The sequence below is a fragment of the Mycobacterium sp. genome (assembly GCF_032162105.1).
Classification (GTDB): domain Bacteria; phylum Actinomycetota; class Actinomycetes; order Mycobacteriales; family Mycobacteriaceae; genus Mycobacterium.
The window spans coordinates 1-10,412 of record NZ_JAVRPS010000472.1 but is presented as its reverse complement, the minus strand read 5'-3'; the positions used below and the strand labels follow the sequence as shown (position 1 = coordinate 10,412).

General features: G+C 66.0%; 10 protein-coding genes. 2 read left to right on the top strand and 8 right to left on the bottom strand.

Annotated elements, in window-relative coordinates; genetic code table 11:
- From QOC69_RS24390 to QOC69_RS24380, 3 genes are all read right to left on the bottom strand, one after another.
- Positions 1-1,490: AAA family ATPase (locus tag QOC69_RS24390; protein ID WP_526444452.1), on the bottom strand; the 1,490-nt coding region annotated here is incomplete at its 3' end.
- Between the two features lie 28 nt (positions 1,491-1,518).
- On the bottom strand, positions 1,519-1,926 hold the full coding sequence (locus QOC69_RS24385; RefSeq protein WP_526444450.1) for a VC0807 family protein: 408 nt from the start codon (positions 1,924-1,926) through the stop codon (positions 1,519-1,521).
- Between the two features lie 61 nt (positions 1,927-1,987).
- On the bottom strand, positions 1,988-2,203 hold the full coding sequence (locus QOC69_RS24380; protein ID WP_526444448.1) for a hypothetical protein: 216 nt from the start codon (positions 2,201-2,203) through the stop codon (positions 1,988-1,990).
- Positions 2,204-2,279: 76 nt separating this feature from the next.
- Here QOC69_RS24380 and QOC69_RS24375 point away from each other — a divergent pair, with 76 nt between their 5' ends.
- The gene (locus QOC69_RS24375) at positions 2,280-3,020 is read left to right on the top strand and encodes an SDR family oxidoreductase (protein ID WP_526444446.1); all 741 of its coding nucleotides are present in this window, start codon (positions 2,280-2,282) and stop codon (positions 3,018-3,020) included.
- Positions 3,021-3,109: 89 nt separating this feature from the next.
- On the opposite strand, the gene QOC69_RS24370 is transcribed toward QOC69_RS24375, so the two are convergent.
- The 4 genes from QOC69_RS24370 to QOC69_RS24355 all read right to left on the bottom strand — a co-directional run bounded on the left by QOC69_RS24370 (position 3,110) and on the right by QOC69_RS24355 (position 9,134).
- Positions 3,110-4,105 (bottom strand): alpha/beta hydrolase, encoded by a 996-nt coding sequence (locus tag QOC69_RS24370; RefSeq protein WP_526444444.1) that lies wholly within the window; start codon positions 4,103-4,105, stop codon positions 3,110-3,112.
- Positions 4,106-4,307: 202 nt separating this feature from the next.
- Positions 4,308-5,552 carry an alpha-hydroxy acid oxidase gene (locus QOC69_RS24365; protein WP_526444442.1) on the bottom strand — a complete coding sequence of 415 codons (1,245 nt, stop codon included), beginning with the start codon at positions 5,550-5,552 and terminating at the stop codon, positions 4,308-4,310.
- 4 nt (positions 5,553-5,556) lie between these two features.
- The gene (locus QOC69_RS24360) at positions 5,557-6,960 is read right to left on the bottom strand and encodes a mechanosensitive ion channel domain-containing protein (RefSeq protein ID WP_526444440.1); all 1,404 of its coding nucleotides are present in this window, start codon (positions 6,958-6,960) and stop codon (positions 5,557-5,559) included.
- The gene (locus QOC69_RS24355) at positions 6,957-9,134 is read right to left on the bottom strand and encodes an adenylate/guanylate cyclase domain-containing protein (protein ID WP_526444438.1); all 2,178 of its coding nucleotides are present in this window, start codon (positions 9,132-9,134) and stop codon (positions 6,957-6,959) included. The genes QOC69_RS24360 and QOC69_RS24355 overlap by 4 nt, the downstream gene beginning before the upstream one ends.
- 99 nt (positions 9,135-9,233) lie before the next feature.
- Between QOC69_RS24355 and QOC69_RS24350 the strand changes: the two genes are divergently transcribed.
- Positions 9,234-9,662, top strand: a complete 429-nt coding sequence (locus tag QOC69_RS24350) for a DUF1810 domain-containing protein (protein ID WP_526444436.1) — start codon at positions 9,234-9,236, stop codon at positions 9,660-9,662.
- On the opposite strand, the gene QOC69_RS24345 is transcribed toward QOC69_RS24350, so the two are convergent.
- Positions 9,659-10,412 (bottom strand): alpha-amylase family glycosyl hydrolase (locus QOC69_RS24345; protein WP_526444434.1); only part of this gene is annotated, 754 nt, incomplete at its 5' end. The two genes, QOC69_RS24350 and QOC69_RS24345, sit on opposite strands and share 4 nt — an antisense overlap.

The following is a 10,412-nucleotide window of genomic DNA, read 5'->3' as shown; positions in this document are numbered from 1 at the left end:
CGGGCGATGGCGACCTTGTCGTCCTCGGTGTAGCCGTCGATGCTGACCAGTTCCATGCGGTCCAGCAGCGCCGTCGGGATGTTCTCGATGACGTTGGCAGTCGCCAGGAACACCACGTCGGACAGGTCCAGATCGAGGTCGAGGTAGTGATCTCGGAACGTGTGATTTTGGGCGGGATCCAGCACCTCGAGCAGCGCCGCACTCGGATCTCCGCGGTAGTCGGAGCCCACCTTGTCGATCTCGTCGAGCAGCACGACCGGGTTCATCGAACCCGCCTCGCCGATGGCGCGCACGATCCGGCCGGGCAGGGCGCCGACGTAGGTGCGCCGGTGGCCGCGGATCTCGGCCTCGTCGCGCACGCCGCCAAGGGCGACGCGAACGAACTTGCGGCCCAAGGCCCGTGCCACGGACTCACCCAGCGACGTCTTGCCAACGCCGGGAGGGCCGGCCAGCACCATCACGGCGCCGGAACCACGCCCGCCGACGACCTGCAGTCCGCGCTGACCACGCCGTGCGCGCACGGCCAGGTACTCGACGATGCGGTCCTTGACGTCCTCCAGCCCGTGGTGGTCGGCGTCCAGGATCTCCCTGGCCGACTTCAGGTCGGCCGAGTCCTCGGTCGTGACGTTCCACGGCAGTTCGAGCACGGTGTCCAGCCAGGTGCGGATCCAGCCGCCCTCGGGGCTCTGCTCGCTGGAGCGTTCCAGCTTGCCGACCTCGCGCATCGCGGCTTCGCGCACCTTCTCGGGCAGGTCGGCGGCCTCGACCCTGGCCCGGTAGTCGTCGGACCCGTCGGGTTCGCCCTCACCGAGCTCCTTGCGGATCGCCGCCAGCTGCTGACGCAGCAGGAACTCCTTCTGCGTCTTCTCCATGCCGGAGCGCACGTCGTCGGCGATCTTGTCGTTGACCTCGACCTCGGCCAGGTGGTCGCCGGTCAGGTCGATCAGCACCCGCAGCCGCTCGGCGACGTCCTCGGTCTCCAGCAGCTGACGCTTCTCCACGTCGGACAGATACGAGGCGTAGCCCGCGGTGTCGGCCAGGTCCGACGGGTCGGTGATCTTGTTCACCACGTCGACGATCTGCCAGGCCTCGCGACGCTGCAGCATCGCCAGCAGCAGCTTCTTGTATTCGGCGGCCAGCGCCTTGGTGTCGTCGGTGATGGCGGACTCGGTCACCTCCGTCACTTCCACCCACAGCGCGCTACCCGGCCCGGTGGTCCCCGAGCCGATGTGGGCACGCCGTTCACCCCTGACGACCGCGGCGGCACTGCCGCCGGCAATCCGTCCGACCTGCACGATCGACGCAATGACGCCGTAGGTGGGGTAGCGGTCGTCGAGCCGGGGCGCGATCAGGAGCTTTTCGGATTCGCTGGCCTGGGCGGCGTCGACGGCGGCGCGGGCTGCGTCGTCGAGAGCGATCGGGACCACCATTCCTGGCAGCACGATCGGGTCGCTGACGAACAGGACGGGAACTGCGATGGCTTCTGACATCAAACCTCCAAAGTTGAACCTGGTGGGCTCAACCCTGGAGTGAGGTGGTTTGTTCCCAGCGGTCGCGGGCCCGCCGCCCGTACCAGAACGTCACGGCCAGCAGCCCGGCCACGAGCGCCAGCGATACCACCGTGACCACACCGTTCGCGACGTCGACGGACAGCGAAAAGATGATCGCCAGGCTGATCAACATGCCCACGAGCAGGCCGATGCCCCACATCGCTGACAGCTGAACGTGCACCCGGTGGATGAAGTCCTTCTCGCCCGGCTCCGGCTCATCGCCGTCGGGCTGCACGCGTTCGGAGACCACCTGCGTCAGCGGCTTTCCGATCACACACGAGCCGAGGAAGATCAGCGCGCCGAGGCCGCCGACGAGCGTGTTCCCAGCCATCAGCATTCTGGCCTCGGAGGTGGCCAGCCCGACAGCCAGGCTCAAGCCGAAAGTTCAGCATCAGGTACCCGGCGAACGGATCCAGCCGCCGGGCCCGGATCGCGTCTTAGCCGACCTTCAGCCCGGCGAGCACCGTCGCCGACAGCAGCGCGACGTACTGCGACTCTCCGAGTGCGCGTAGCCCGTAATAGGCGATCAGCGGCGGCGCGACGTCGAGCAGGATTCCGCGCAGGACGGGGCCGTTGGATCGAGTCCTCTTGATTGGAGCCGTGGTTGGTGATGCTTCGGGCAATCGCGGTGCCTCGCTACCGGATTCACTCATCGGCTCGATCATATGTGTCCCGGCTGGGCGTCTGTTGTGAACCATCGAGCTGGGTGGGAGGAATAGCCTTACGGCCATGGCCATCACACCAGGCACGGTCGTCGCCGTCACGGGCGCTAGCAGCGGGATCGGGGAGGCGACGGCCCGGCTGCTCGCCGCACGGGGCGCCTCGCTCGTACTTGGCGCGCGCCGCATTGACCGGCTCGACCAGATCGCCGGCGAACTACGCGCCGATGGCGCCACCGTGGTCACCGTTGCCATCGACGTCGGCCTCCGCGAGGATCTGGAGAGTCTGGTCGCGCGCACCGTCGACGAGTTCGGCCGCCTCGACGTGCTGGTCAGCAACGCAGGCATCAGCAAGATCGGGCCCATCGCGGACGGCGACGTCGACGGCTGGTCGGCGATGATCGACGTCAACCTGCACGGCGTGCTGTACGGCATCGCTGCGGCGCAGCCGGTGTTCCGGCGCCAGGGCCACGGCCACTTCGTCACCATCGTCTCGACGGCCGGGCTGAAGGTCGTGGAGAACATGGCGGTCTACGCCGCAACGAAGAACGCGGTGCGCACCGTCATGGAGGGTCTGCGGCAGGAGTCGAAGGACGGTGTGATCCGTACGACGTCGATCTCACCGGGGTTCGTCCGGACCGAACTCGACGGTTCGATCGACGATCCCGTGATGCGTGCCCAGATCCGTAGCAACATGGATGATTTCGGTCTTCCACCGGAGGCGGTGGCCAGGGCCGTTGCGTTCGCCATCGAACAGCCGCACGACGTGGAGATCGGTGACATCACCATCCGCCCGTCGGTGCAGGGTTAGGTCCCCGGAATACGGCACACAAGAAGGGAGCCTGCCGTTCGGGGGGGTAACGACAGGCTCCCTGGTCTTGCGCTGGTGTCGGGCAGCTCCTAAGCGGCGGCCTGAGCTCCCAGTGTGCGCTGGATGTCGGGCAGCATCTGCTGCAGCTGCTGACCCCAGTAACCCCAGCTGTGCGTGCCGGTGGCCGGGAAGTTGAACACGCCGTTGGTCCCGCCCGCGGCAATGTAGTTGTCCCGGAACGACAGGTTGGTCCGAAGGGTGAACCCTTCGAGGAACTGCGCCGACATCAGGTTGCCGCCGTCGGTGCCGGAATCCAGATCCGACGGCGTACCGGTGCCGCAGTAGATCCAGACCCGGGTGTTGTTGGCGACCAGCTGGCCGACGTTGACCATCGGGTCGTTGCGCTTCCATGCCGGGTCATCCGAAGGACCCCACATGCTCTCGGCGTTGTAGCCGCCCGCGTCATTCATCGCCAGGCCGATCAGCATCGGCCACCAGCCCTCGGACGGATTCAGGAAGCCCGACAGCGACGCTGCGTAGACGAACTTCTGCGGGTAGTAGATGGAGTAGGTCAGCGCGGTGCCGCCCGCCATCGAGAGTCCGACCGCGGCGTTGCCGGTCTGCGACACGCCCTGGTTGGCCTCAAGGGAGGCCGGCAGCTCCTGGGTCAGGAACGTCTCCCACTTGTAGGTGTAGTCCTGGCCGTTGCCCTGCGAGGGCCGGTACCAGTCGGTGTAGAAACTCGACTGTCCGCCGACGGGCATCACGACCGACAGACCCGACTGGTAGTACCACTCGAACGCCGGGGTGTTGATGTCCCAGCCGTTGTAATCGTCCTGCGCGCGCAGACCGTCCATGAGATAGACGGCATGCGGGCCGCCGCCCTGGAACTGCACCCGAATGTTGCGGTTCATCGACGGGGAGAACACATCCAGGTATTCCACCGGAAGACCGGGCCGGGAAAATGCTCCAGCGGTAGCCGAACCCCCGGCGAAGCCGATCAGCGTGGGCAACATCGCCGCCGTGACGGCACCCACCGCCAGCCTGCGCAACCACGTTCCACGAATCTTTCTGACGAACTTCATAACGGCAACCGACCGCCTTTCTTCATGTCCTGTCAAGCAATCGCCGTTGCTTTGCGGTCGTTAGTGAATCACGTCGATGTGGTTCGCTTCGGCTCTCAACACCGAGATGTGACATCGCAGTTGGCTAACGATTCCGACTCGGCGTCGAGACCGTGGGCGCCGATTTGATCTGTGACCAGTGGGAATGAAGTGAAAGCTGCGATTACGACCCTTGGGGCAACTCGCCGCGCGCGAAACGGTGCAGCTGCGTGACGTGGCGCGGCGTCAATTCGTCCAGACTCGTTACCCCGAGCAGTCTCATCGTGCGGCTGACCTGCGCCGACAAGATCTCGATGGCACGGTCGACACCGGCCTCACCGCCGGCCATCAACCCATAGAGGTAGGCGCGCCCGACCATCGTGAACCGGGCACCGAGCGCAATGGCGGCGACGATGTCGGCGCCCGACATGATGCCGGTGTCCAGCAAAACCTCGCACGACCCGCCGACCTCCCTGGCCACCGTCGGCAACAGATGGAACGGCACTGGCGCGCGGTCGAGCTGCCTGCCGCCGTGGTTCGACAGCACCAGACCGTCGACACCGAGGTCGGTCACCGCCCGTGCGTCATCGAGGGTCTGAATTCCCTTGACCACCAACCGGTTCGGCCACTGCGACTTGATCCAGGCCAGATCCTCGAAGGTGACCGTCGGGTCGAACATGTTGTCGAGGTACTCGGCGACCGTGCCGGGCCAGCGATCCAACGACGCGAACGACAAGGGCTCGGTGGTCAGCAGGTCGAACCACCACCGGGGGCGTGGGAGGGCGTCGAGCACTGTGCGCGCGGTGAGCGTCGGCGGGATCGACATGCCGTTGCGGGTGTCGCGCAACCGCGCCCCTGCCACCGGAACGTCGACGGTGACCAGCAGCGTGTCGAAGCCCGCCGCGGCGGCACGCTCCACCAGCGCCATCGACCGGTCCCGGTCCTTCCACATGTAGAGCTGAAACCAGTTGCGGCCGTGGGGGTTCGCTGCCCGAACGTCTTCGATGGCGGTGGTGCCCAGCGTCGACAGGGCGAACGGGATGCCCGCGCGCGCCGCGGCGCGGGCGCCTGCGATCTCACCCTCGGTGTTCATCAGCCGGGTGAAACCCGTCGGCGCGATGCCGAACGGCAGCGCGACGCGGTCGCCAAGAACCTGCCTGCCCGTGTCGACCTCGGCAACGTCGCGCAGGATCGTCGGATGAAACTCGACGTCACGGAACGCCTGCCGGGCGCGGGCAAGGGACAGTTCGTCCTCGGCCGCACCGTCCGTGTAGTCGAAGGCCGCTTTCGGCGTGCGGCGCTTGGCAATTCGCCGCAGGTCTTCGATGGTGAGCGCATCCTCCAGACGCCTGGCCGTCGGGTTGAGGCGCGGCTTGCGGAACTGGAGCAGCGGCGCCAACTCACTGGGCCGGGGCAGACGTCGTTTCATGCCGCTAGTCCGCGGCCGCCGCGGCGAGCACTCGCCGGATGTTGGCCCGCCGCTCTTCGATCGCACGGCCGATCTCCTGCAGCAGCAACGGCTTTCGCAGGACGAGTACCTCGATGTGCTCGCGGTCGATCTGCAGTGCGGTAACCTCCCCGATCGCCGTGGCGGTGGCCCTGACGGGCTCCCGAGTCAGGGCGGTCTGCCCGATGAAGTCGCCTTCGTCCAGCGTGCGTACCGGCACGATCGCCCCGTCTTCGCCGGTGACCGTCAACCGCACTCGTCCGTTCACCAGAAATGTCATCCGCTTGGGCGTTTGGCCGGCGAACTGCAGGGTCTCATCGGCTCCGTAGCGGGTGATCCGGGTGTGCGGGTGCAACTCCTGTTGGTCGGTGTGGCTCAGCCGCAGCGCCGCCGCCACGGCGCGTAGAGCCTTCTCCACCCGTTCCGGCGTGGCGAAGTCATCGCCGGCCTCATCGAGGTGAAGATCGGCGCGCCGGGACGCGTACCAGGTCCACCTCAGGAACGTGGCGCGGGCCGATCCGTCGTCGGCGGGGGACCGCAACGGAATCGACGTCTTGTATTCGTTACCACCCATCGGAACGGCCTTCGGCAGCGCCTCCGCGCGTAGGTGCGGCAAGTTGCTGGCGACCTGGTTCAACATCGCGCAGACCTCCTCCGGCGGATCAGTGGACGAGAACACCGTCACCACGGAGATCGAATGTGCTCCTGGCGGCCGGCTGAGGTTTGTGAAAGACGCCGCGGCCAGCACCGAATTCGGCATGATCTGCAGGCCCCCACCGGTGTCGATGTGCGTCGCGCGCCAGTTCACCTCGACGACACGGCCGCGCGCCGACGGCGTGTCCAGCCAGTCACCGATCTGAAAGGGCTGCTCGAAGAGCAACAGCAGACCAGAGATGACCTGGCCGACGGAATTCTGCAGCGCCAGGCCCAGGACGATGGAGGAGATACCGAGGGCGGTGAACAGGCCACCGACGTTGGCGCCCCAGACGTAGGCGAAGATCATCGCCAGGCCGACGGCGATCACCGCGAATCGGGCCACGTCAAGGAAGATCGACGGGATGCGCCTACGCCAGGTGCCCTCCGGCGCACCCTGGAAAAGGGTGGCGTTGAGCCCGGACAACAACAGGATCAGTACGACGAAGCCGAACACCGTCGCGACGATTCGCACCGGTGTGGCCTCCGCGGAAACCTGGGTCGCCTTGACCAGCAGCACCAGCAGCGCACCGAGCGGCAGGATGTAGTTGCGCAGCAAGCTGATCGGACGGGCGAGTACGCTTCGCCGACGCGCCAGCCCATTCTGAAGTTCGGTGAGGATCACCAGGCCAAACGGGAGGCCAATGGCCACTCCGATGGCCCAGTAGAACCACGGCGCATCCACCACGCTGCTCATGAATGGCGGTCCGCGAGCCGCCAGACGGGCTCGTCTGTACCGTCGATGTTGACCGTGCCGGCGGCAGTGAAAGTGCGGGTGTCGCGCATCGCGTCGTAGACACCGGACGTGACGTAGATGCCAGGTTGCGCCGACCCACTCTGCAGCTGATAGGCCAGGTTCACTGCCGATCCCCACATGTCGTAGGCCAAGCTGGCCCTGCCTACGAGGCCGCTCGTGACGGTGCCGGTGTCAATCCCGGCCCGCAGCTTGAGCTGGCCGCCCGTCTCGGCGTTGAAGCGGTCGACGATGCGTTGCATTTCCACCGCGAAGTCAACGGTTCGACGCACGTTGTCCAGCCGCGGCACGTTGAGCCCGCTGCTGGCTAGGTAGCCGTTGTGCAGGGTCCGCACCTGCTCGACGCCGAGGTTCTCAGCCGCGGCATCGAACTGTCGGACCAGCTTGTTGACGATGGACAGCGATTCGTCCGAGGACAGCTCCGTGGACATCTCGTCGAGACCGACGATGTCGGCGAAGATCACGGTGACGTCCTGGTGATCCTGGGCGATTGTCTCCTCACCCTCGCGGTATCGCTGCACCACCGATTCGGGCATCAGCGACAGCATCAGGCGATCGTTCTCCTTGCGCTGCTCGTTGAGCAAGTCCTCCTTGATACTGAGGTTGCGGCTCATGTCGTTGAAAGCCACCGTGAGGTCGCCGAATTCGTCGCGCGACTGCACGGTCAGGGCGACGTCGTAGTCGCCAGAGCTGATCTGCTGGGCGCCGGCTTCGAGCCGGCGAATGGGTCGCACGAACAATCTGGCGAGCAGCATGGCGGCCACGCAGACGGCGAAGATGATGGCCACGGTCGAGAGCACCAGCGTGCGGGTGAACGCCGACACTGGCGCGAATGCTTCTGCCGTGTCGATCTTCGCGATGATGGCCCAGTGCAAGCCGGGGAGATCGACGGGCGCATAGGCCTGCAGAGTCTCGCGGCCGAGGTAGTCGGGCTCGATCTCGGTGCCAGTCTGGCCCCGCTGAGCAGCGCTGGTGGCGGCATCCGCGACCGGCTGCACCAGCGTCGTACCCTGCTGGCGGATCGATTCCTCCGCGACGTCCGGTGGGGTTCCGGCGTCGATCACTTCGCGTTTGAATGCCTCCGGGTCCTCCAGGAAGAGCCGCGAATCCGACCGCATCAAGTCGTCAGGTCCTACCAGAAAGGTCTCGCCGGTCTTGCCCATGCCGGCCTGCTCCCATTTCTTGTCGGCGGTCATCAATTGATTGATCCTCGAAATGGGGAACTGCAGCGCCAGAACACCTTCCACCCGGCCCTGGGGGCCGACCGGGGACACCAGCCATGCGGTGGGCTGGTTCGCGGGTTGGTAATCGCCGAAGTCGGTGATGCCGACGTAGTCGACCGCATTCGATGCCATGGCCTTCTGGTAGGCCTCGGTGAGATCACCGCCGTGATAGGGCCCGGTGAGGATGTTGGTGCCGAGATCGACGCCCTTGTACGCGCTGTAGACGATGTTGCCCCTGGTGTCGAGCAAGAGGGCGTCCTCGTACTGGAAGCGGGTAACGATCTCTCGGAAGAAGTCGTTGAAGCGTGCGTTGCCGGCCGACCACGGGCTGCCGTCGCGGGCGTCGTCGAGCTTGATCGACGCGTTCCAGTCCGTGAATGGGGTGGTGTAGTACGCCTGCAGGTACTTCGCGGCGTTCGACGTCGGCAGGAGTGCGCTGACATCCACGTCATTACCGGTCTGCTCGTCCTCGGCTTTGGCGAATTGATTGTTGTAGTAGTTGACGATCGACTGCTGCTGCGCGGCGTCGATGGTCGCGTCGTTGAGTTGGTCGAAACCGGCTGTGAATGCCTCGATGGCCTGGGTAGCCGTCGATCCGCGGGAGTAGATGACCAGGGAGTTCTTCAAATCGGAGAAGGTGCTCTGCAATTGCCGGGTCTGCGACGAACGAACTTCGGTCAACCGGTCGAATACCGATGCGCGCAGGGAGCTGCGCCCGGACTGGTATCCGATCAAACCCACCACCGCCGCGGACAGGATGCTCGTGACGAGCAGCATGACGAGGAGCTTGGATTGGATGCTCACGCGAGACAGCAGGCGGCGACGACTCCGCTTGGCGGGCTTGGTCGAGTCATGCGTATCGACCTGGGGCGCGGTTTCGGTCGGCGTCGTCATCGGTTGCAAAGACTAGCTTGCAAAACTAACTGATTCAGCCGAGTCGGCGAATGTTCAAGGGTCGTCGACACCTAGACTTCGGTGCGGCACGGTGGAGTGATGGCCGATCCCTACGACCTGGCGCGCTTCGTCGAGGCCCAGGACCCGGTGTACCGCACGGTGGTCGACGAACTGCGCGCCGGACGCAAGCGCTCCCACTGGATGTGGTTCGTCTTCCCGCAACTTCGGGAGTTGGGCCGCAGTGCCACCGCCGTGCACTACGGCATCGGATCCCGCGCCGAGGCGGTCGCCTACCTCGATCACGACATCCTCGGACCGCGGCTGCGGGAATGTGCGCGACTGGTGGCCGCGGTCGACGGCAGGTCGATCGAGCAGGTGATGGGCCAGGTGGACGCCCTCAAGTTGAGGTCGTCGATGACACTGTTCGCTTCAGCGACCGACGACGACCGCGACTTCGTGGCCGTTCTGGAGCTGTTCTACGGCGGCGAGCTGGACCCGTTGACCGTCGAACTACTAGGTGCGCGCTAGAGGGCGACGATGGCCCAGCCGTGTGGGGCGACCTCCACCCGGTCGACCGTCGCCTCGACCGGCGCCCCCGAACCCGCGACGAGGCGTCCGGTGCCGATACCCAACTCCGGCAACGACACCGGCAACGACGTGTCATCGACGTTGAGCGCGACCACCATCGCGTCGTCGCCCGCCTGGGTCCGGTACACGAACTGCCGGTTGGTCAGGTGCAGCGCCGAGGTGCGCGCCTCGTGCAGCCACGGGTTTCTGCGCCGCAACCCGATCAGGTGCTGGTGCAGCCGGAACACGTCCTGGCCGAGGGATTCGTCGTCGGAGGGATGCGCGGCGAACTCTGGCCGCACGGCGTCGTCGCCGCCGAACCGCTCCTCCTTCACGCCGCGGTAGGCCCATTCGTCGCCCGCGTAGATGCTCGGGACGCCGCCGGTGGTCAGCAGCAGCACCAGTGCGTGTTCCACGTGCCGGGGGTCGTCGAGCATGCTGGCGACGCGGGTGACGTCGTGGTTGCCGACGAAGGTCATCGGCGCGAACGCGTCGAGGAACTCGTCGTGACGGCGCAGCGCGTGGTCGAGTTCGTGGAAGTTGCCGTCGTTGAGGCTGCTCCAGGTCGCCTTCCACAGCTCGTACTGCGTGACGGAATCGAACTTCGCCGCGGCAACGATGGCGGGGTAGTCGCCGTGGATCACCTCGCCGACGAACCACGCGTCGGGAAACGATTCACGGACCCGGGGCAACACGTGCGCCCAAAACCGT